Annotated in this window: 18 protein-coding genes; 3 read left to right on the top strand and 15 right to left on the bottom strand. The window is 55.4% G+C overall.

Annotated features, from left to right (window positions below; all coding sequences use genetic code 11):
- From FCN45_RS03415 to ilvI, 15 genes are all read right to left on the bottom strand, one after another.
- A complete protein-coding gene (locus tag FCN45_RS03415; RefSeq protein ID WP_137385156.1) occupies nucleotides 1-921 on the bottom strand; it encodes a D-alanine--D-alanine ligase in 921 nt (306 codons plus the stop codon).
- Nucleotides 914-2,389, bottom strand: coding sequence for a UDP-N-acetylmuramate--L-alanine ligase (gene murC, locus FCN45_RS03410; RefSeq protein WP_101762113.1), 1,476 nt, complete (start codon nucleotides 2,387-2,389; stop codon nucleotides 914-916). Before murC ends, FCN45_RS03415 begins: the two co-directional genes overlap by 8 nt.
- A 71-nt stretch (nucleotides 2,390-2,460) precedes the next feature.
- Complete coding sequence (murG, locus tag FCN45_RS03405) at nucleotides 2,461-3,519, bottom strand: undecaprenyldiphospho-muramoylpentapeptide beta-N-acetylglucosaminyltransferase (protein WP_137385155.1); 1,059 nt, start codon at nucleotides 3,517-3,519, stop codon at nucleotides 2,461-2,463.
- Nucleotides 3,516-4,730, bottom strand: a complete 1,215-nt coding sequence (gene ftsW, locus FCN45_RS03400) for a cell division protein FtsW (protein WP_101762115.1) — start codon at nucleotides 4,728-4,730, stop codon at nucleotides 3,516-3,518. Before ftsW ends, murG begins: the two co-directional genes overlap by 4 nt.
- Entirely contained in the window at nucleotides 4,730-6,046 is a 1,317-nt protein-coding gene (murD, locus tag FCN45_RS03395) for a UDP-N-acetylmuramoyl-L-alanine--D-glutamate ligase (RefSeq protein ID WP_137385154.1), read from the bottom strand. The genes ftsW and murD overlap by 1 nt, the downstream gene beginning before the upstream one ends.
- A gap of 2 nt (nucleotides 6,047-6,048) precedes the next feature.
- Complete coding sequence (gene mraY, locus FCN45_RS03390; RefSeq protein ID WP_007888613.1) at nucleotides 6,049-7,131, bottom strand: phospho-N-acetylmuramoyl-pentapeptide-transferase; 1,083 nt, start codon at nucleotides 7,129-7,131, stop codon at nucleotides 6,049-6,051.
- Nucleotides 7,125-8,486: a UDP-N-acetylmuramoyl-tripeptide--D-alanyl-D-alanine ligase gene (murF, locus tag FCN45_RS03385; RefSeq protein WP_137385153.1), complete on the bottom strand. Its 1,362-nt coding sequence runs from the start codon at nucleotides 8,484-8,486 to the stop codon at nucleotides 7,125-7,127. The genes mraY and murF overlap by 7 nt, the downstream gene beginning before the upstream one ends.
- A complete protein-coding gene (gene murE, locus FCN45_RS03380; RefSeq protein ID WP_137385152.1) occupies nucleotides 8,483-9,970 on the bottom strand; it encodes a UDP-N-acetylmuramoyl-L-alanyl-D-glutamate--2,6-diaminopimelate ligase in 1,488 nt (495 codons plus the stop codon). Before murE ends, murF begins: the two co-directional genes overlap by 4 nt.
- A complete protein-coding gene (locus FCN45_RS03375) occupies nucleotides 9,957-11,723 on the bottom strand; it encodes a peptidoglycan glycosyltransferase FtsI (RefSeq protein WP_137385151.1) in 1,767 nt (588 codons plus the stop codon). Before FCN45_RS03375 ends, murE begins: the two co-directional genes overlap by 14 nt.
- Before the next feature lie 16 nt (nucleotides 11,724-11,739).
- Nucleotides 11,740-12,060, bottom strand: coding sequence for a cell division protein FtsL (gene ftsL / locus FCN45_RS03370; RefSeq protein WP_101762119.1), 321 nt, complete (start codon nucleotides 12,058-12,060; stop codon nucleotides 11,740-11,742).
- A complete protein-coding gene (gene rsmH / locus FCN45_RS03365; protein ID WP_101762120.1) occupies nucleotides 12,057-12,998 on the bottom strand; it encodes a 16S rRNA (cytosine(1402)-N(4))-methyltransferase RsmH in 942 nt (313 codons plus the stop codon). The genes ftsL and rsmH overlap by 4 nt, the downstream gene beginning before the upstream one ends.
- A gap of 2 nt (nucleotides 12,999-13,000) precedes the next feature.
- Nucleotides 13,001-13,459 (bottom strand): division/cell wall cluster transcriptional repressor MraZ, encoded by a 459-nt coding sequence (gene mraZ, locus FCN45_RS03360; protein WP_007885013.1) that lies wholly within the window; start codon nucleotides 13,457-13,459, stop codon nucleotides 13,001-13,003.
- Between the two features lie 489 nt (nucleotides 13,460-13,948).
- Nucleotides 13,949-14,959, bottom strand: coding sequence for a catabolite repressor/activator (gene cra, locus FCN45_RS03355; protein WP_101762121.1), 1,011 nt, complete (start codon nucleotides 14,957-14,959; stop codon nucleotides 13,949-13,951).
- A 197-nt stretch (nucleotides 14,960-15,156) separates the two neighbouring features.
- On the bottom strand, nucleotides 15,157-15,648 hold the full coding sequence (gene ilvN, locus FCN45_RS03350; protein WP_007885011.1) for an acetolactate synthase small subunit: 492 nt from the start codon (nucleotides 15,646-15,648) through the stop codon (nucleotides 15,157-15,159).
- 2 nt (nucleotides 15,649-15,650) lie between these two features.
- Entirely contained in the window at nucleotides 15,651-17,375 is a 1,725-nt protein-coding gene (ilvI, locus tag FCN45_RS03345) for an acetolactate synthase 3 large subunit (RefSeq protein WP_137385150.1), read from the bottom strand.
- Nucleotides 17,376-18,107: 732 nt separating this feature from the next.
- On the opposite strand from ilvI, the gene leuL reads away from it, so the two are divergent.
- From leuL to leuB, 3 genes are all read left to right on the top strand, one after another.
- On the top strand, nucleotides 18,108-18,191 hold the full coding sequence (leuL, locus tag FCN45_RS23865) for a leu operon leader peptide (RefSeq protein ID WP_099686952.1): 84 nt from the start codon (nucleotides 18,108-18,110) through the stop codon (nucleotides 18,189-18,191).
- A gap of 93 nt (nucleotides 18,192-18,284) precedes the next feature.
- Nucleotides 18,285-19,847, top strand: coding sequence for a 2-isopropylmalate synthase (gene leuA / locus FCN45_RS03335; protein ID WP_101762123.1), 1,563 nt, complete (start codon nucleotides 18,285-18,287; stop codon nucleotides 19,845-19,847).
- A 2-nt stretch (nucleotides 19,848-19,849) separates the two neighbouring features.
- Nucleotides 19,850-20,941: a 3-isopropylmalate dehydrogenase gene (leuB, locus tag FCN45_RS03330; RefSeq protein ID WP_137385149.1), complete on the top strand. Its 1,092-nt coding sequence runs from the start codon at nucleotides 19,850-19,852 to the stop codon at nucleotides 20,939-20,941.
- Nucleotides 20,942-20,945 lie beyond the last annotated feature (4 nt).

Below are 20,945 nucleotides of genomic sequence, written 5' to 3'. Positions count from 1 at the left end.
TCAGTCAGCCAGCTCCAGAATACGCGCCACCAGCTGCGGGAAGCTGTATCCCGCTTGCTTCGCGGCCATCGGCACTAAACTGTGGCTGGTCATGCCGGGCGAAGTATTCACTTCCAGCAGCTGGAAGTTGCCCTCACCGTCAGCCATCACGTCCACGCGACCCCAGCCGCTGCAACCCAATGCGCGCCAGGCTGACCACACCAACGTCTGCAATTCTGCTTCCTGCTCGGCGCTTAATCCGCTCGGGCAGAAGTATTCAGTATCGTCAGAAATGTATTTAGCTTCATAGTCATAGAACTCGCTGGCGGTTTTAATTCTGATAGAAGGCAGAATTTGCTCACCCACGATGCCCACGGTGTATTCCGCGCCGCTCAGAAAAGCTTCGATCAGCACGTCATCATCATGACGAAAGGCTTCTTCAAGCGCTGCGGGTAATGCATCCGCATGGTTCACGCGGCTGATACCGACGCTAGAACCTTCGCAGCTTGGCTTGACAAACAGCGGTAAACCCAGCGCCTCAATGGCTTTGGTAGTATCCGCGTTTAAACCTTGTTCATGCTGCTGACGCGTCAGCCAGACAAATTTGCCTGAAGGTAATCCCCTGCCCTGCCACAGCAATTTGCTGCGCAGCTTATCCATGGTGATGGCGGAAGCCATCACACCGCTGCCGGTATAGGGCAGTTGCAGAAACTCCAGCACCGCTTGCAGCGTGCCGTCTTCGCCACCACGACCGTGCAAAGCAATAAACGCTTTAGCGAAGCCTTGCTGTTTCAGGTCAAGCACCGACACATCACGCGTATCGACTGCATGCGCATCAATGCCCATTTCACGCAGTCCGGCCAGCACTGCCGCACCGGACATCAGCGACACATCACGCTCGGCCGAGGTGCCGCCCATCAATACTGCAACCTTCTCAGTCATGGCGCGCCTCCGACTTAACGGCAGGCTGTAATTCGTTTTCGGCCAGCTTGCGGGCAATCTTGCCGATGTTGCCTGCACCCTGCACGATCACCAGATCGTCGCCCGACAGCAACGGTGCCAGCGCATCTGGCAGCGCGTCATGCTCAGAGACCAGAATCGGATCAACTTTGCCACGGTTACGAATCGCGCGGCACAGCGAGCGGCTATCAGCGCCAGGAATCGCCGCTTCACCCGCCGGATAGACATCCAGCATCAGCAACACATCCACCTGCGACAGCACATTCGCGAAATCATCAAACAGGTCACGCGTACGCGTGTAGCGATGCGGCTGGAACACCATCACCAGCTTCTTGTCAGGCCAGCCCGCACGTGCGGCTTTGATGGTGACATCCACTTCGGTGGGATGGTGGCCGTAATCGTCGACCAGCATCGCACTGCCTGGATTACCATTGACGGCGGCGGTATCGAACTCGCCCAGCACGTCAAAGCGTCGTCCGGTGCCCTGGAAGCTCTCCAGCGCGGCCAGAATCGCGTTATCTTCAATCCCCTCTTCGCTGGCAACAGCTACCGCGGCGGCTGCGTTCAGCGCGTTATGACGGCCAGGCGCATTCAGCGTCACTTTCAGCACCGGCTTATCCTGACGAATAATGGTGAAGTGGCCTTGTGCGCCACGCTGCTCGTAATTCTCGATACGCACATCCGCGTCATCGCTGAAGCCGTAGGTGGTTACCTGGCGGCCTACGCGTGGGATCAGGTCACGAATCACTGCATCATCCACGCACATTACCGCGCGTCCATAGAATGGCAGGTTGTGCAGGAAGTTAATGAACGTCTGCTTCAGGTTCTCGAAATCGCCCTGATAAGTGTCCATGTGATCCGCTTCGATGTTGGTGACAATTGCCACCATCGGTTGCAGATGCAGGAAGGACGCATCACTTTCATCTGCTTCAGCAATCAGATAACGGCTGCTGCCCAGGCGCGCATGCGTGCCTGCGGCTTTAACCAAGCCACCGTTAACGAAGGTGGGATCCAGCCCGCCTTCCGCGTAAATGCTGGTCACCATCGCGGTGGTGGTGGTTTTACCGTGCGTGCCCGCAACGGCGATGCCGTGACGGAAACGCATCAGTTCAGCCAACATCTCAGCACGACGAATCACGGGAATACGCTGCTCACGGGCGGCAACCAGTTCAGGGTTATCCTGCGCTACGGCCGTCGACACCACGACAACGCTGGCATCGGTGACGTTTTCCGGACGATGGTTGAAATAAATCGTCGCACCCAGCGCAGCCAGATGCTGTGTCACCGCGTTCGGCGCCAGATCGGAACCGCTGATGTGATAGCCTTCGTTCGCCAACACCTCGGCAATACCGCCCATGCCAGCACCACCGATGCCGACAAAGTGAATGTGCCGGACGCGACGCATCTCGGGCACAATAGAACGCAGTTTTGCCAATTGTTGTGTATTCATCTGTTTCAATTACCTGTTTTTCCCGTTTGTACCTGCTAAAAGGTACGGGCCAAATCAACTGGCCGATTAATTTACTTCGCGACGCGCGCCACTTCATTTGCAACCCGCTCGGTTGCATCGGGAATCGCGACCTGACGGGCTTTTTCTGCCATCGCCAACAATGTGGTGCGATCCCAGTGACGCAGCGTGTCCGCTACCACAGCCGCGGTGAACTGCGGCTGCTCGAAAATTTTGGCTGCGCCCGCTTTTTCCAGCGGCAACGCATTCCAGTACTGCTGACGATCTTTGTGCTGAAACGGTACGAAAATTGCCGGTAAACCTGCGGCCGCCACTTCACTTACCGTCAATGCGCCCGAACGGCACACTACGACATCGGCCCAGGCGTAAGCTTCGGCCATGTCATCGATAAACTCGGTGACTTTGTGCTGCGGCTGGCCCGCTGCGCGGTAAGCCTGCTGCACGGTTTCCAGTCCGCCTTTACCGGTTTGATGCCAAACCGTAATGGCTTCGCCCAACGCTGCGGCCACTTGCGGCACGGTCTGGTTGAGGATGCGCGCGCCCTGGCTGCCGCCAACCACCAGCACGCGAATCGGGCCGAAACGTGCACTCAGTCGCTCTGCCGGTAACGGCAGCGCTAACACATCGGTACGCACCGGATTGCCAACCACTTCAGCATTTGGAAACGCCCCCGGAAACGCCTGCATCACTTTGGTGGCGATCTTCGCCAGCCACTTGTTGGTCAGTCCGGCAATGCCGTTCTGCTCATGCAGCACCACCGGAATACCGCAGCTCCACGCCGCTAAGCCGCCAGGGCCCGAAACGTAGCCACCCATTCCCAGCACTACATCCGGCTGCCAGCTCTTCATGATGCGACGCGCCTGGCGCCATGCATTGAAGATGCGTACCGGTGCCAGCAACTGCGCTTTTACACCTTTACCGCGTAAGCCGCTGATGCGGATAAAATCAATTTCAATGCCGTGTTTCGGCACCAAATCCGCTTCCATTCGGTCAGCGGTTCCCAGCCAGCGCACCTGCCAGCCTTGTTCCATCAGGTGATGGGCAACGGCCAGACCGGGGAACACATGTCCGCCAGTACCGCCTGCCATGACCATCAACCGTTTGCCACTCATCGTGCACCTCGGGTAAACGCCTGCGCTTTTGCCAAACGCGTTTCATAATCTATGCGCAATAAAAATACGATGGCGGTCGACATGATGATCAGACTCGAACCACCGTAACTGATCAGCGGCAGCGTCAGACCTTTCGTCGGCAGCATGCCAGCAGCTGCACCCACGTTAACCAGCGCCTGGAAGCTAAACCACACGCCAATTGAGCAAGCGAGGAAGCCTGAGAAGCGCTGATCGATCTCCAGAGCACGGCGACCAATCGACATCGCGCGAAAAGCGACGAAGAATACCATCAACAGCGCTAAAACCACACCGACATAACCCAACTCTTCACCGATGATGGAGAAGATGAAGTCAGTATGTGCTTCCGGCAGATATTCCAGTTTCTGCACCGAGTTGCCTAAGCCCTGCCCCCAGAACTCACCGCGCCCAAACGCCATCAACGATTGCGTCAGCTGGTAGCCGCTGCCGAAGGGATCTTCCCACGGGTTCCAGAAGGAGGTCACACGGCGCATACGGTATGGTTCGGCAATGATCAGCAGCACCACGGCGAAAATGCCGGAGCCGATGATCGCCAGGAACTGCCACATTTTCGCCCCGGCGAGGAACAGCATCGCCAGCGTGGTAACAAACAGCACAACGACGGTACCGAGATCCGGCTGCGCCAGCAGTAGCACGGCCAGCACCACCATCACGCCCATCGGCTTACAGAAGCCCCAGAAGTTGTTACGCACCTCTTCGACTTTGCGCACCAGATAGCTGGCGAGATAGCAGAACAGCGTCAACTTCGAAAGCTCGGCTGGCTGAATACGCAGCGGGCCAAGGGCAATCCAGCGCGATGCACCGTTTACCGAGCTACCGACGACCAATACGATCAGCAGCATCACCACGGAAACCATCAGCATCACGTTGCTGTAGCGCTGCCAGAAATCCATCGGGATGCGCAAGGTCACCAGCGCCATACCAAACGCCAAAGCGATATAAAACGCATCACGCTTGGCAAAGTAGAACGGATCTTCGTTCAGACGTTGACCAACCGGCATCGACGCCGACGTCACCATCACAAAACCAATCAGCGCCAGCCCAAAGGTCAGCCACAGCAACGTGCGATCGTACAGCACCACCGGCGCATCATCACTGTCGCGCGCGCCCATCACCCACTCACGCAGGCGCAACGACAGATAGTTGGCGATACCGGCTCCAGGAATGCGCATCAGCTCAACTCCTTCGCCAGTTGCGCGAACTGATCGCCGCGCTGTTCAAAATTACGGAACTGGTCAAGGCTGGCGCAGGCCGGTGATAACAGCACCATATCGCCGGCTTTAACCTGGGCGGCAATCTGCGTCATCGCCTGCTGCATGGTTTCAGTGCGCGTGGCGATCTCCGGACGCAATGCCGCTAACGCATCACCATCTCGACCAAAACAGAACAGCTTCACGTTGTCGCCCTGCAGATAGCGCGCCAGCGGGCTGAAATCAGCCGACTTGCCGTCGCCGCCCAGCAGCAGCCACAAGGTACCTTTCACCTGCAAGCCATTCAGCGCCGCTTCGGTGCTGCCAACATTGGTGGCTTTGGAATCGTTAATCCAGCGCACACCGTGGGCTTCATGCACCAGTTGGAAGCGGTGCGCCAGGCCGGTAAAGGTGGTTAAGGCTTTCAGGCTGGAAGCGCGTGGAATATTCACCGCGTCGGCCAATGCTAGCGCTGCCAGCGCGTTGGTGTAATTGTGTTGGCCGACCAGCGTCATCTCATCGGTGTTCAGGACTTTCTCGCCCTTTGCCCGCAGCCAGGTGCTGCCCTGCTGCTGATTGAGATGATAATCGCCGAGGTTGATACCGAAGCTTACGCAGCGCTGATCAACACCGCGCACCGGCATGGTCATGCCATCGTCAGCATTCACCACGCAGACGCTAGCGTTTTCGTAAATGCGCAGCTTGGCGGCACGATACTGCTGCATGCCGAGCGGGTAGCGATCCATGTGATCCTCGGTGAGATTGAGGATCGTCGCCGCAGCCGCTTTCAGGCTATGCGTGGTTTCCAGCTGGAAGCTGGAGAGTTCGAGTACATAAAGCTGTGCTGGCGATTTCAACAGCGTCAGCGCCGGCAAACCGATGTTGCCGCCCACGCCCACCTGCCAACCTGCAGCACGCGCCATTTCGCCTACCAGCGTCGTCACGGTGCTTTTGCCGTTCGAACCGGTGATTGCCACAATCGGAGCCTGCGCTTCACGGCAGAACAGCTCAATATCGCCGATGATTTCAATTCCGGCATCGGCGGCTTCGCTCAATGCAGGATGCGCCAGCGCGATGCCGGGGCTGGCGATAATCAGATCGGAGGCCAGCAACCAATCACTATTCATACCGCCAACATAGCGCTCCACCGAAGCTGGCAGTTTGTCCAGCCCCGGCGGCGAGACACGGGTATCCATCACGCGTGGCGTTACGCCTTGCGCGAGGAAGAAATCAACACAGGAGAGGCCAGTAATGCCTAATCCAATGATGACGACTTTTCTGCCCCGATAGTCAGCCATGATTAACGTACCTTCAGCGTTGCCAGGCCAATCAGCACCAGCATCAGCGAAATAATCCAGAAGCGCACGATGACGCGCGGCTCCGGCCAGCCTTTCAATTCATAGTGATGGTGAATCGGTGCCATGCGGAAAATACGTTGACCGCGCAGCTTGAACGATCCCACCTGCAGAATCACCGACAGCGTTTCGACCACAAACACGCCGCCCATGATTAACAGCAAGAATTCCTGACGCAGCAGTACGGCGATGGTGCCGAGCGCGCCACCCAGCGCCAGGGAGCCGACATCGCCCATGAACACTTGCGCTGGATAGGTGTTGAACCACAAAAATCCGAGTCCGGCTCCGACAATCGCGGTGCAGACAATCACTAATTCGCCCGCGTGCCGTAAATAAGGAATGTGCAGATATTCGGCAAACTTGACGTTACCGGTCGCCCACGCCACCAGCGCAAAGCCTGCTGCCACGAACACCGTTGGCATAATGGCTAAGCCATCAAGACCATCCGTTAAGTTAACCGCGTTGCCGGTACCGACAATCACGAAGTAGGCCAGCACCACGTAGAACAGGCCCAGCTGCGGCATCACGTCTTTAAAGAACGGCACCACCAGCTGCGTTGCAGGCGTATCTTTACCGGCGATAAACAGCGCGAACGCAACCGCCAGCGAAATTACTGACATCCAGAAATATTTCCAGCGCGCGATCAGGCCTTTGGTGTCTTTGCGCACCACCTTACGATAGTCATCCACAAAGCCGATGATGCCAAAACCGACCAGCACCACCAGTACGCACCAGACGTATGGATTAGACGGATAGGCCCACATCAGTACCGAAATGGTGATGGAGGTGAGGATCATCACGCCGCCCATGGTTGGCGTGCCGCGTTTGCTGAAGTGTGACTCTGGACCGTCGTTACGCACCACCTGGCCGATCTGCAGCTTCTGCAGCCAGGCAATCAGGCGCGGGCCCATCCACAGAGAAATGAACAAGGCGGTCAGCAGGCTGACAATGGCGCGAAACGTCAGATACGAAAAGACGTTAAAGCCGGAATAAAATGCGACCAGATGTTCGGCCAGCCAGACTAGCATGTTCCTTTCTCCTGTAAGCTCTGTACTACCTGCTCCATGGCGGCACTACGTGAACCTTTAACCAAAATAGTGATGTCCTGATGTTCGGACAGCAATGTGCGTAAACGTTCAGTTAGCGCGGTTTTTGTGGCGAAATGCTCGCCTTTACCGCTGTTTTCGCCAATCAGCTGGCTCAGAGTCCCAATGCTCAGCACGCGATCGACACCGGCCGCTTTGGCCGCATCGCCGACCTGGCGATGACACAGTTCGGCTTCATCACCCAATTCAGCCATATCGCCCACTACCATCACGCGGTAGCCCGGCATATCGCCTAGCACCTGTGCGGCGGCAGTCATAGAACCGACATTGGCGTTGTAGCTGTCATCCAGCAGCAGTTGATTGGCCGCCAGGCGAATCGGGAACAGTCGACCAGGAACAGGCTGCAAGGTTTTAAGGCCAGCTTGAATCGCCGACAGCGGCGCATCTACTGACAATGCCAACGCTGCAGCGGCTAACGCATTCGAGATGTTATGACGGCCCGGCAGCGGCAGCTCCACGGCGATATCACCACGTGGCGTATGCAGCGTGAACAGCGTGGCATCGGCTCGCAGCACGATTTCGCTGGCGCGGAACTCTGCATCAGCCATCGGCTGCGGCGAGAAGCGCCACAAGGTTTTATCTGCAAACTGTGATTTCCAGTTGGCCAGATCGTTGCTGTCAGCGTTGACGATCGCGGTGCCGTGTACCGGCAAGCCGCCAAAAATTTCGCCTTTGGCTTTCGCCACGCCCGCCAGCGAGCCAAAGCCTTCCAGATGGGCGGCAGCAAGGTTATTCACCAGCGCAGTTTCCGGACGCACCAGATCGGTGGTGTAAGCAATTTCACCCTGATGGTTGGCACCTAACTCGATCACCGCGTAAGCATGCTCTTTGGTGAGACGCAGCAGCGTCATCGGTACACCGAAGTCGTTGTTCAGGTTGCCGGCCGTGTAAAGCGTTTCGCCACACTGACGCAAAATCGCGGCGGTCATCTCTTTGACCGAGGTTTTGCCAGATGAACCGGTCAGCGCAACCACGCGAGCGTTCGCCTGTTGGCGTACCCACGCGGCGAGTTGCCCAAAAGCAATCCGCGTATCAGCCACAACCACCTGCGGGACAGAAACCGGCAGCAGTTGACTGACCAGCAGCGCCTGCGCGCCGTTGGCAATGGCATCGTTAGCGAAATCGTGAGCATCAAAACGTTCACCCACCAGCGCCACAAACAGGCTGCCGGCGGTAACTTTGCGAGTATCGGTGGTGACATCGGCAAGGGTTAAATCAGCGCCGTGCAGTTGACCGCCGCTGATTTCGGCCAGCGTATTGAGAGAAACGGGAATCATGCCATCACCCCCAACAAACGGGCGACGGTGTCGCGGTCGGAGTAATCCAAACGGCGGTTGCCAATGATTTGATAATCTTCGTGGCCTTTTCCGGCCACCAACACGATGTCGTCGGCGCCGGCTTGCATCACGGCGTTGGTGACCGCCTGCGCACGACCGGAAACCACGCGTGCGCGGCCCGGATCGAGCAAGCCGGTGAGAATGTCATTCACAATCGCCATCGGCTCTTCGCTGCGTGGATTATCGTCGGTGATCACGACGATGTCGGAGAATTGCTCAGCAATCGCGCCCATTAGCGGACGTTTGCCTTTGTCACGATCGCCACCGCAGCCAAACACGCACCACAGCTGGCCTTTACAGTGCAGACGCGCCGCTTCCAGCGCTTTTTCCAGTGCATCAGGCGTGTGAGCGTAATCGACAACCACCGTAGGTTTGTCTGGCGCAGTGAATACTTCCATGCGACCACACACCGGCTGCAGCTGCGGTGCAGTGGCAACCAGCGCATCAAGCGGGTAATCCAGCGCCAGCAGCGTACCCAGCGCCAGCAATAGGTTGCTCACGTTGAAAGCGCCCATCAGGCGGCTATCAAACTCGCCGTTACCCCAGCTGGAGCTGAACTGAATATGCGCACCGCCGTCGTGATAATCCACCGCCGTGGCTTTCAGCCAGCGGCCATGACAGCCCGATTGCAGATTGTCTTCCATGGTGACTGCTACCGCATCCGGCAATTTCGCCAGCCAGCGACGGCCCACTTCATCATCAGCATTGATGATGGCTTCAGCGACCTGATGCTCAGAGAACAGTAACCATTTAGCGGATTCATAACTCTGCATATCACCGTGATAATCGAGGTGATCACGGCTCAGGTTAGTAAATACCGCGGCCGCAAACGGCAAGGCGGCAACGCGATGCTGCACCAAGCCGTGTGACGAGACTTCCATTGCCGTCAGGGTTGCGCCCTGCCCGACTAAATCATTCAGCACATGCTGCACATCCACCGCAGAACCGGTGGTGTTTTCGGTTGCCACCAGTTGACCGTAAAGGCCATTGCCTACCGTGCCCATCACTGCGCCGGTTTCACCGAGCAGATTGGCCCACTGCGCCATCAGTTGCGTGGTGGTGGTTTTGCCGTTAGTGCCAGTAACACCAATCAATTTCAGTTTGCTTGCAGGCTGCTGATAAAAGCGTCCGGCCAGTGCAGAGAGACGCTGCTGCAACTGCGCCAGATAAATAACCGGGACGCCATGCATCTCGCGGATATCTCCATCGCTGGCTTCGCCTTCGGCTTCGGCAATCACTGCCGCTACGCCTTGTGCAATAGCCTGCGGAATAAAACGACGTCCATCAGCATGATGGCCCGCCACGGCGATAAACAGATCGCCAGAAGCCGCCGCGCGGCTATCTAGTGTCATGTCACGGAGTGGACGCGCCGGCGCACCCGGCACCCACGGAGCCAGTAAGTCGCGCAGGTTACGATCTGTCACTTGATTCCTCACTTCTATTCTTCACCAACTCGTTCTTATCAACTGTTGGCAGCGCATCAGGTTCGATATTCATGGTACGCAATACGCCGCCCATGATGGCGCCAAACACCGGTGCTGAAACCGCACCACCATAATATTTACCGGCTTGGGGATCGTTGATCACCACCACCAGCGCAAAACGAGGACGGCTGGCAGGCGCAACGCCTGCGGTATAAGCAATGTATTTGTTGACGTAACGTCCATCCGGTCCAACTTTCTTAGCGGTACCGGTTTTGATGGCAATGCGATAGCCCTTGATGGCGGCTTTAACCCCACCACCGCCAGGCAACGCAACGCTTTCCATCATGTGCATCACCGTTTTCACCAGGTCTTCCTGGAAAACGCGTTCACCCGCCACTGGCGGGTCAACTTTGGTGATCGACAGCGGGCGATTGATGCCGTAGCTGCCAATGGTTGCGTAGACTCGCGCTAACTGTAACGGCGTTACCATTAGCCCGTAGCCGAAAGAGAAGGTGGCCCTCTCTATGTCAGACCACCGTTGTTTTTGAGGGTATAAGCCACTACTTTCCCCGACCAGCCCCAAATTGGTCGGTTTACCCAGTCCAAAGCGCGCGTAAGTATCTACAAGTGCTGAGGAGGGCATCGCTAACGCCAAACGTGAAACCCCGACGTTACTCGACTTCTGTAAAACCCCGGTAAGGGTCAATTCGTTGTAGCGCGCCACGTCTTTGATCTCATGACCATTGACGCGGTACGGCACGGTATTCAGTACGCTGTTCTCTTTCACCACACCGCGCTGCAAAGCCGTCATCACCACCATCGGTTTCACGGTGGAACCTGGCTCGAAGATGTCGGTAATAGCGCGGTTACGCATCACGTCTTTCGGCGTGTTGCTGAGATTATTCGGGTTGTAAGCGGGGCTGTTCGCCATCGCCAGCACTTCGCCAGTGTTTACATCCACCAGCACCGCGGTGCCTGATTCGGCTTTATTAAACGCCACGGCATTATTCAGTTCGCGGTACACCAGCGCCTGCAGACGTTCATCAATACTTAGCGTCAGGTTATGCGCGGCGCGGCTGTCTACCGAGGAGATATCTTCAATGACGCGGCCGTTGCGGTCTTTACGCACCGTACGTTCACCCGGTGCGCCAGTCAGCCATTTGTCGAAGCTCTTTTCGATGCCTTCAATGCCCTGGCCATCAATGTTGGTGAAACCAATCAGGTGCGCGGTCACCTGGCCCGCCGGATAGTAGCGGCGCGACTCTTCACGCAGATAGATGCCCGGCAGCTTAAGCTTTTTCACATATTCGCCAATCGCTGGATTCACCTGACGCGCCAGATAGACAAAGCGCCCTTTCGGGTTGGCATTGATACGTGCAGCAAGCTGATCGAGCGGAATCGATAACGCATCCGACAGCGCTTTCCAGCGACTATCCAGCGAGACGCCGCCGTGTTCGGTCAGCTCTTTCGGATCGGCCCAGATCGCATTCACCGGCACGCTCACCGCTAATGGACGACCGGCACGATCGCTGATCATACCGCGCGCGGTTGGCACCGCTTGCACACGCAGCGAACGCAAATCGCCCTCTTTCACCAGCTTGTCAGGGTTGATCACCTGTAGCCACGCTACGCGCGACAGCAGTCCGCCCAGCGCCAGTAAAATGCACCCGCACAGTAACGCAAAGCGCCAGCTTACAAAGCTGGCCTTATCTTCTTGTTTTTTTAACTTCAGCGTTTTGCCTGCGCCACTCATTGAGTTCTGCGATTCCTTATTTCTGCACCACAATATTTTCCTGCGAAGGATCTACATGCTGCATTTGCAGTTTATCGGTTGCTATCCGCTCTACACGGCTGTGATCGCCCAGTGCGTTCTCTTCAAGAATCAGGTTGCGCCATTCGATATCGAGCGCATCACGCTCTAGCACCAGCTGTTCACGCTGCGCCGTTAACAGGCGCGTCTTATGCGTGGTGGTCACGACCATTACCGAGGACACCAGCACCGCGATCAACAGCAACAGCGGGATCTTGCCAAATCGCAGCAAGTCCCCACCAATGACACCGGGTAAGCTGTGGCGCTCGTTGCCAATCATGAGGCCGTTCGCTCCGCGATACGCAATACCGAACTGCGCGCACGTGGGTTTTCGTTCACTTCGGCTTCGCCAGGAATCAATTTGCCCAGCGTTTTCAGCTCACGACCGCCTAAGGCTTTAAGCTGCGACTCCGTCATCGGAATGCCTGCTGGCACCTGAGGACCACGGCTCTGATCGCGCATAAAACGCTTCACTAAGCGATCTTCCAGTGAGTGGAAGCTGATGATCGACAACCTGCCGCCTGGCGCAAGAACCGACAAGGCCCCTTTCAGCGCGGTATCGATCTCTTCCAGCTCACTGTTGATCCAGATACGAATCGCCTGGAAAGTACGCGTTGCCGGGTGCTTAAATTTGTCTTTGACGGGCATGGCGGCGGCAATCACCGTCGCCAGCTCTTTGGTGCGCGTCATCGGCTGGTCGCGGTTACGCTCTACGATGGCGCGCGCAATCCGTTTACCGAAACGCTCTTCACCGTAGGTCTTGATCACGAAAGCGATATCCGCCTCCTCTGCGCTCATCAGCCATTCGGCGGCCGATTGCCCGCGTGTTGGATCCATACGCATATCCAGTGGCCCATCACGCATAAAGGAGAAGCCACGTTCGGCATCATCCAGTTGCGGAGAAGAGACGCCCAGATCGAGCAGAACGCCATCGATCTTGCCGGTCAGCCCGCGCTCTTCAACGTATTCTGCCAAAGCCGAAAACGGCCCGTGGACGATCGAGAAGCGCGGATCGTTTATCTCAGCGGCTGCGGCTATCGCTTGCGGATCGCGATCAATCGCTATCAGTTGCCCTTTCTCACCAAGCTGCGAAAGGATTAAGCGCGAGTGACCGCCGCGACCAAAAGTGCCATCAATATAAATGCCGTCTTCCCTGATATTGAGGCCGTTTACCGCCTCATCCAGCAGCACTGTGGTGTGTTTGAAATTTTCCTGCATAGCTATAGCGACAAGTCCTGCAACCGCTCAGATAAAGGCTCCTGAGCCGACTGTTCTGTGTCAATATCATCCTTAACTTGTTGATACCAGGTCTGTTCATCCCACAGCTCAAACTTATTGAACTGTCCAACCAGCATCACTTCTTTGGTCAGGCCGGCATGTTGACGTAACGTGTTCGCCAACAACAAACGACCCGCATTATCCATCTGGCATTCACTGGCATGTCCCAACAGCAGTCGCTGTACGCGACGCTCGGCAGGATTCATGCTGGATAAGCGAGACAGCTTTTTCTCAATGATTTCCCATTCGGGCAGGGTATAAAGCAGCAGGCATGGCTGGTGGAGGTCAATGGTGCATACCATTTGCCCCTGAGACTCTGCGACAAGCAATTCTCGATAGCGCGTTGGTACTGCTAATCGTCCTTTGCTGTCGAGATTGACTAACGTTGCTCCACGGAACATGCCAGCCTTACCCCTCAATCACCCGTTTTCACCACTTTATCCCACTTTTTACCACGAAACGAGTTTACGGAGCCGATGAAATCCTTGTCAAGCCGCAACGGCAAGTGAATATCACTATTTACATCGGGTAAAATTAATCAATGAGGGAATTAATCGACATGGATTCGTAAAATAAAAAATTAACCTGATGAATAATTGAATAAAAATTTCTGCACGAGGAAAAATGGTGAAAAATAAAGCGCTCCAGCGCAAAAATATAATTGCCCCGCAATCTGCGACAGCGGCGGCATTTTAGGGGATTTCTGAAAGGAAGCCCAGCATCATCGCGCCAGCTCTGCCGCGCCTCACTGGTGAACATGTAAACAATTAAGAAAAGTCAGCAAGGTTAAATTGTTAGCTGGAGTGGCGATTATTTACGCTTATTTACGCCCTAAGGTTTCAAAATATCGACAGGATTAATAAATGCTGGGCAGCGAACTGCCCAGCATTTCATTTAGAGCGGCGACTTAATTGTCCGCGGCGGAATAAATTGCGACGGATACGGGTTAAACCAGGCTTGGGTTTACGTGGTTCATCTAGCGAGGCTAACACCAGTTCCAGCACGCGCTCAGCGACGTCGCGATGACGTTGCCCCACCGCCAGCACCGGGCACTCGAGGAAATCCAGCAATTCATGGTCGCCAAAGGTGGCGATCGCTAAATCTGTCGGCAGGCGCCCATCACGCTTCAGCGTAATGTCCATTACGCCCTGCAGCAGCCCAAACGACGTGGTGAACAGTGCCTCCGGCATCGGATGATCTTCGAGGTACTTCTCAAACAGCGCGGCAGCGGCGGCCCGATCGAAACTGTTGCAGTAGATGTAATCAATTGGCCGCTCATCATCTTTCCACGCATCGCGGAAACCTAACTCACGCAGGAAGCTGACCGACAACTCAGGCAGCGCGCCGAGGAACAGCACATTTTTCACCGGTAGCTGACGCAATTCAGCCGCCAGCGCCTGCGCATCATCCTGATCGGCACCCACTACGCTGGTAAAGTGTTCACGATCCAGCGCACGGTCCAGCGCGATAATCGGTAGCGGATCGTTGATCCAACGCTGATAGAACGGATGCTCTGGTGGCAGTGAAGTTGAAACAATGATGGCATCAACCTGGCGCTGCAACAGATGCTCGATGCAGCGCATTTCGTTGTCTGGCTGATCTTCTGAGCAGGCAATCAGCAGCTGATAGCCGCGCTGACGCGCCTGACGCTCCAGATAATTCGCAATGCGCGTGTAACTGGTGTTTTCCAGATCGGGGATCACGAGGCCAATCGAACGTGTGCGCCCGGCGCGCAGCCCAGCCGCAACGGCATTGGGGTGATAGTTGTGTTCACGCACCACCGCCATCACTTTTTCGACGGTTTTTTCGCTGACACGATACTGCCGCGCTTTGCCATTAATTACATAGCTGGCCGTGGTGCGCGACACGCCTGCCAGGCGCGCAATTTCATCCAGTTTCACGGTGACACCTTAATTCTGATAAGCCAGCGCTGACGAAAATATCCGCAGAGTAGCTATGGGTAAAACATTTGTAACATCTAACCGCAGAACACTACGCCGAGCAACCGCTTTTCTCTCGCATCCTGGTTAAGCGCATAAAATAAAAAAACCCGGCATTTCGCCGGGTTAGAATCAGATGAAATCGTTACTTTGGGTGATTAACGCATCACGCGATCGCCGCGCGACACACCCACAATTCCTGAGCGCGCCACTTCGACAATTTCTGCCACGTCACGCACGGTGTTGAGAAACGCATCGAGTTTATCGCTGGTGCCTGCCAGCTGAACCGTGTAAAGCGTTGGCGTGACATCGATAATCTGCCCACGGAAAATTTCCGCGCTGCGCTTCACTTCTTCACGGCCGTAACCGCTGGCCTGGATTTTCACCAGCATGATCTCACGCTCAACGTAAGCGCCCTGACCGAGCTCGCTGACACGTAACACGTCCACCAGCTTGTGCAGCTGCTTCTCAATCTGCTCCAGCACTTTCGCGTCGCCGACCGTTTGAATGGTCATGCGTGATAAGGTGGGATCATCGGTCGGTGCCACAGTCAGGCTTTCGATGTTATAGCCACGTTGAGAGAACAGCCCCACTACGCGGGACAATGCGCCGGATTCGTTTTCCAGCAGAACCGATAAAATACGACGCATAATTAAGTCCTCTCCGTTTTGCTCAGCCACATCTCATCCATCGAACCACCACGAATTTGCATCGGGTAAACGTGCTCGCTGCCGTCAATGTTTACATCGACAAACACCAGACGGCCTTTCGCCAGCGTATCCAGTGCCAGCTGCAGCTTCTCTTCCAGCTCCGCCGGATGCGCAATGGAAATGCCCACATGCCCATACGCTTCGGCCAGACGCACGAAGTCAGGCAGCGATTGCATGTAGGACTGCGAGTGGCGGCCCGAGTAAATCATGTCCTGCCACTGCTTAACCATGCCGAGGAAGCCGTTGTTGAGGTTTAATACCAGCACCGGTAAATCGTACTGCAGTGCGGTCGACAGCTCCTGAATGTTCATCTGGATACTGCCATCGCCGGTCACGCAGATAACCGTCTCATCCGGCAGCGCCATCTTCACGCCTAACGCTGCAGGCAAGCCGAAGCCCATGGTGCCTAAGCCGCCGGAGTTGATCCAGCGACGCGGCTTGTCGAACTGGTAGTAAAGTGCGGCAAACATCTGATGCTGACCAACGTCAGACGTCACGTAAGCTTCGCCTTTGGTTAAACGACAGATGGTCTCGATGACTGCCTGCGGTTTGATTTTGTCGCTGGTACGATCGAATTCCAGGCACTTGCGACCGCGCCAGCCTTCAATGGTCTGCCACCAGTCGCGCAGGCTATCAAGTTCCTGCTTCGCATCGCTTTGCGCCAGCAGCTCTAACATCTGTGCCAGCGTCTGCTTCGCATCGCCAACGATTGGAATGTCGGCGCTGACCGTTTTGGAGATCGACGTCGGATCGACATCGATATGCATGATGGTGGCGTTCGGGCAGTACTTCGCCAGATTGTTGGTGGTGCGGTCGTCGAAGCGCACGCCAATACCGAAAATCAGATCGGCATTGTGCATGGTCATGTTGGCTTCGTAAGTGCCGTGCATCCCCAGCATGCCGACACACTGACGATGTGTGCCAGGGAACACGCCCAAGCCCATCAGCGAGGTCGTTACCGGAATATTCAGTTGCTCTGCCAGCTGCAGCAGCTCGGCTTCGCAGCCCGACATAATCGCGCCGCCGCCGGCGTAAATCACCGGCTTGTGTGCTGCCAGTAATGTTTGCAGCGCGCGCTTAATCTGTCCTTTATGGCCCTGAATGGTCGGATTGTATGAGCGCATGCTCACTGTTTCCGGCCAGACGTACGGCAGCTTGTTGGCGGGATTCAGGATATCTTTTGGCAGATCGATCACCACCGGTCCCGGCCGACCGCTTGCTGCCAGCCAGAAGGCCTTTTTCAACACGGTTGGGATCTCTTCGGCGTTTTTCACCAGGAAGCTGTGCTTCACCACCGGGCGGGAGATGCCGACCATGTCGCACTCCTGGAACGCATCGTAACCAATCAGTGACGAAGGCACCTGACCCGAAAGAATTACCATCGGGATCGAATCCATATAGGCGGTTGCAATACCGGTAATCGCGTTGGTGGCGCCCGGACCGGAAGTCACTAGCACCACGCCCACTTCACCGGTCGCACGCGCAAGGCCATCGGCCATGTGCACCGCGCCTTGTTCATGACGGACTAATACGTGGTCAATACCACCGACCGTTTGCAGCGCATCGTAAATATCGAGCACCGCTCCGCCCGGATAACCGAATACCTGCTTAACGCCCTGATCGATTAACGAACGGACGACCATTTCGGCTCCTGACAACATCTCCATTTTCTGCCTCCAGGCTTGAGGGACTGAATCCACTGACGTTCGCGTTTCCCGCACGCCACTGATATCCGGCCCCCGATCGCCAATTAAGATCAAAACCTTATGTTTATGCTCAGAAGGCGGCGTTCTGTCCGCCTTCCAGGTACAGGGAATCTACTTGAGTTAATTATATGAGAGTAGGTCGATTACCATAACCGCAGACAACCCGCCCTGCAAACGCCAGGACGCCACGTCGCGCCCGATCCGGCAATAAAGGCACTGATGCGTGATTATTGCCTGCGAGGATTAAACTAATGCTTCGTCATAACCACAGAGGAAAATGCTGGTTTATAGATTATTTGCAGCGTGTTCTAAGAAATATGATTTTCATATTGCCTGACCACTCAGTCCACAATCTTTTGTGATAATTACTTTCTGGCGTGATTATCTATAAAACGGCCCGTTCACATCATATTCTTCTTAACAACAAGCCTAATCTTGTTTTATCAGCAATGCGCATTAGCAACTTAAGATGTTAATTATCAAATATTTAAAATAAATTCCATTTTCTAAACGATTTTTTAAATGGATGGATTCACTGATTCTGTTGCTAATTAATGTCATTGCTCTGCGCAGCCGAAAAATCACAGCACATCGCCCTTCTGACTTCATGGAAATACCCTTGTACTTAAGGTTGACTTCACACGTCAATTCCAGTACCAATATGTGCAGCACTCAATTTACGAGGTTTGACTCATGTTTCATTCTTTCCGCCTACTCGGTCTACTACTAAACGCATCCAGTTTGCGCGGTAGACTCGTGGGCGGAATCAATAACTGATTCGAACCTGCAGAAGTTTAAGAAACCCGCGCCAATGCGCGGGTTTTTTTATGCTCGTAGCACCGGCAAAGTTAATGCATAAGGAAGATTACGATGAGCCAGCAAGTTATTATTTTCGATACCACTCTGCGTGATGGCGAACAGGCTTTACAGGCCAGCCTGAGTGTTAAAGAAAAACTGCAAATCGCTCTGGCGTTGGAACGTATGGGCGTGGATGTAATGGAAGTGGGCTTCCCCGTTTCCTCTCCAGGCGATTTTGAATCCGTACAAACCATCGCTCGTACCATTAAAAACAGCCGCGTCTGCGGACTGGCACGCTGCGTTGAGAAGGACATTGACGCCGCATACGAATCACTGCGTGTGGCTGAAGCGTTCCGTATTCACACCTTCATCGCGACTTCGCCGATGCACATCGCCACCAAACTGCGCAGCACGCTGCCAGAAGTGATTGAACGCGCAGTGCACATGATCAAACGCGCCCGCAACTACACCGACGACGTTGAGTTTTCCTGTGAAGATGGCGGGCGTACACCAATCGACGATTTGTGCCGCATGGTTGAAGCCGCGATCAATGCCGGTGCAACCACCATCAACATTCCGGACACCGTCGGCTACACCTTGCCAGGCGAATACGCCAACATCATTGGCCAACTGGTGGCACGCGTTCCAAATATCGATAAAGCCATCTTGTCGGTTCACACCCACGACGATTTAGGTATGGCGACCGGCAACGCCATCGCTGCGGTATTGGCCGGTGCGCGTCAGGTTGAAGGTACGCTGAACGGTTTAGGCGAACGCGCCGGTAACTGTGCGCTGGAAGAAGTGATTATGGCGATCAAAACCCGCCAGCAGATCATGAACGTCCACACCAACATCAATCATCAGGAAATCTACCGCACCAGCCAAACCGTGAGCCAAATCTGCAACATGCCGATTCCAGCCAACAAAGCGGTGGTCGGTTCTAACGCCTTCGCCCACTCTTCCGGTATTCACCAGGACGGCGTGCTGAAGAATCGCGAAAACTACGAAATTCTGACGCCAGAATCTATCGGCCTGCACAAAATCCAGCTGAACCTGACTTCCCGTTCTGGCCGCGCTGCGGTGAAACACCGCATGGAAGAGATGGGTTACAAAGAGTCCGATTACAACCTCGACACGTTGTACGACGCCTTCCTGAAGCTGGCCGACAAGAAAGGTCAGGTGTTCGATTACGACCTGGAAGCGTTGGCCTTTATCAACAAGCAGAACGAAGAGCCAGAATATTTCGAGCTCAACGAATTCAACGTGCAGACCGGCTCCAGCGTAACCGCAACGGCCTCCGTGCAGTTGGGCTGCGGTGAAGAGACCAAAGCCGACGCCGCAACCGGTAACGGTCCGGTTGATGCGGTCTATCAGGCGATCAACCGTATTACCGGCTTTGAAGCCGAGCTGATTAACTACAAGCTGACGGCGAAAGGCCACGGCGAGAACGCGCTGGGTCAGGTCGATATCGTGGTCAACTACAACGGTCGTAAATTCCACGGCGTTGGCCTGGCGACCGATATCGTCGAATCATCGGCGAAAGCGATGGTGAACGCGTTGAACAATATTTGGCGTGCTAAGCAGGTGGAAAAAGAACTGCAGCGTAAATTTAAAGATCAGAAGGAAACGGTGTAATTATGTCTAAGTCTTCTCATATCGCGGTATTGCCAGGCGACGGAATTGGTCCGGAAGTGATGGCGCAGGCCATGAAAGTTCTCGATGCAATTCGTACGCGTTTCGACATGCGTATCACCACCAGCGAATATGATGTTGGCGGTATCGCCATCGATCGTCACGGTGAACCGCTGCCACCGGCTACCGTTGCCGGCGCAGAGCAGGCAGATGCGATTCTGTTTGGCTCCGTAGGTGGCCCGAAATGGGAACATCTGCCACCTGCGCAGCAACCCGAGCGCGGTGCGCTGTTGCCGCTGCGTAAGCACTTCAAGCTGTTCAGCAACCTGCGCCCTGCTGCGCTGTATAAAGGTCTGGAAGCGTTCTGCCCGCTGCGTAGCGATATCGCCGAACGCGGTTTCGACATCCTGTGCGTGCGTGAACTGACCGGCGGCATCTACTTCGGTCAGCCAAAAGGCCGCGAAGGCAGCGGCCCGCATGAGCGCGCTTTTGATACTGAGGTTTATCACCGTTTCGAAATCGAGCGCATCGCGCGTATCGCGTTTGAATCCGCACGTAAGCGCCGCAACATCGTCACCTCAATTGACAAAGCCAACGTTTTGCAGACTTCCGTCATGTGGCGCGAAATTGTGAACGAAGTGGCAAAAGATTATCCTGATGTGCAGTTGAGCCACATGTACATCGATAACGCCACCATGCAGCTGATTAAAGATCCATCACAGTTTGACGTGCTGCTGTGTTCTAACCTGTTTGGCGACATCCTGTCAGATGAATGCGCGATGATTACCGGTTCAATGGGCTTGCTGCCTTCCGCCAGCCTGAATGAAGAAGGTTTTGGCCTGTTTGAGCCAGCGGGCGGTTCCGCACCGGATATCGCCGGTCAGAACATCGCTAACCCGATTGCGCAGATTCTGTCGCTGTCACTGCTGTTGCGTTACAGCCTGAATGCGGATGAAGCCGCCGCAAGCATTGAACGCGCCGTGAGCCGTGCGCTGGTAGCGGGTTATCGCACCCGTGATTTGGCCGGTGACGGCAAAGCCGTGAGCACAGATGAGATGGGCAGCATCATTGCCGGTTTCATCGCCGAGGAAAAATAATAAA

Source organism: Pantoea sp. SO10, from assembly GCF_005281435.1.
Lineage (GTDB): Bacteria > Pseudomonadota > Gammaproteobacteria > Enterobacterales > Enterobacteriaceae > Pantoea > Pantoea leporis.
Note: the sequence above shows the minus strand (reverse complement) of the source record. Positions and strands in the feature narration are given on the sequence as shown.